Raw genomic sequence first — 1,625 nt, 5'->3', positions numbered from 1 at the left:
TCGAACTTCAGCGCGCTGCGGGGAGTGATCATGGCTATGGCGGACTCAGGCGTTCTCGGTCAAAGACAGAGGGGCTGGGTTTTGAGAGGTTCCCATCCGGCTTGTTGGTGCAAATGTCCGGTAAACCATTTGAAAGCGGACCCTTGCTTTCTCGTATCACGATTAACTTGCCTAAAAGTGCGAGCTTTCGCCTGTCCGCTTTTGAATCCGCAGCACTTCACGATAACTTGGGTGAATTTCCCAATTCAATCCGTCGTCGAGATTTGCATTGGAAGATAGTAGATTAGGTCTTTCCTCATATCGAACGAATACAAGTCCAGTTACATCAGACTCATCACGGGCAGCGATGAAACCACATCTGAACAGGAAATGTGCGACGGAGAGAGAGCCTCTGTTAGCATTAATTCCGTCAATTGTAGGAACACCAATGCGTCGAACAATTTTCTCGGTGATATGGTCTAGCAATGCATCTGTAGTAAATCTGTACGTTCCCCCGCTGAAGGATTCAACAATGTCCTGAAGCGCCGGGCATTGATGGCGATGCTCCTTGTACAGATCGCTCACGCGGAATTGTCCATAATCCCGCATAACAGATCTTACATGTCCAATGGATATGAGTGACGATGTCTTATTGTAGGCATCTCGACCCGCCAACTTGCAAAGCTGGGCAGCCCAGCGGGGGCGCCCTGCCGACAGAATATGAATCGGCCTGAACGATTCCAGAGGGCGATTTGCCCAGGAAAATGGTTCCTTAAATATAATATTGCGAATCATATCTTCATCTGTCACCGGGTTGAGGGACATATATCGATTGTCATCGCCATAATAGCGGGTGAAATAGCTACTAATCTTGTTCACTAAAATTCTACCAGTCTCGGCAGTGCTCCAGGTTAAGTCGAGAATATATTGCTCACACTTATCCATAGCCTCATCATGCTGGGCCAATACGGACCAAACGTCGCTGCGGACTGATGCACGAATACACAGACCTTTGACTGAGCTAATCAGATTCCGGCAAGCGCTGAAGAATGTACTTGCTTTAAGGCGCTCGTGCTCTGTATTGACAAACGTCGCATCTACATCGTCAACGAAGAGCCATACTATTGCATCTCGATTTTCTAGAACTCTTTTCAGTAGTGCGTGCGAATCGGTTACGCTTAGTCTAGTGCGCTCAATTTCTGGGCCTAATCCCTTGGTTTTCATTCGATCGAACAACGCGCTTAAAATATTTCGATTTCGAAATCCTGCGAGTTCCGCCGATTCAATAAGCATCATCGAGTCGTCTGTAAAGCCAACTCTTAATGAGGCCCCTAATTCCAGATTTATCTGGGAGCAGATGCGTTGTTGCCAACCATACAGAAGTTCATCGGGTGAGTCAGATTTCACATCCTGCATCGCTATTAAATCTGATGCTTTAACGTATATTAATATATCCTCCCCACTAATTTTTTGGCGACGAAAGAGTGTCTGCTTTAGCAACGCCGATTTCCCAACTCCCTTTCTCGACCTAACAAAGGCCAAGCGCGTACTGGGGGGGCTTTGTTGCACAAATCACCCCGGCCACACCGGTAGACTGAAGGCGTGACGGAAGCAAAGAGCGAGAGGCGGACCAAGTACCGCACGAC

Annotated in this window: 1 protein-coding gene; it reads right to left on the bottom strand. The window is 47.8% G+C overall.

Features of this window, described 5'->3' with window-relative positions; genetic code table 11:
- Positions 1–171: 171 nt before the first annotated feature.
- Positions 172–1,548 (bottom strand): P-loop ATPase, Sll1717 family, encoded by a 1,377-nt coding sequence (locus AX018_RS25085; RefSeq protein ID WP_415842420.1) that lies wholly within the window; start codon positions 1,546–1,548, stop codon positions 172–174.
- Positions 1,549–1,625: the final 77 nt, after the last annotated feature.

Origin of the sequence: Paracidovorax anthurii (assembly GCF_003269065.1) — a bacterium.
In the GTDB taxonomy this organism is placed as follows: domain Bacteria; phylum Pseudomonadota; class Gammaproteobacteria; order Burkholderiales; family Burkholderiaceae_C; genus Paracidovorax; species Paracidovorax anthurii.
This window is presented reverse-complemented; position numbering and strand designations above follow the sequence as displayed.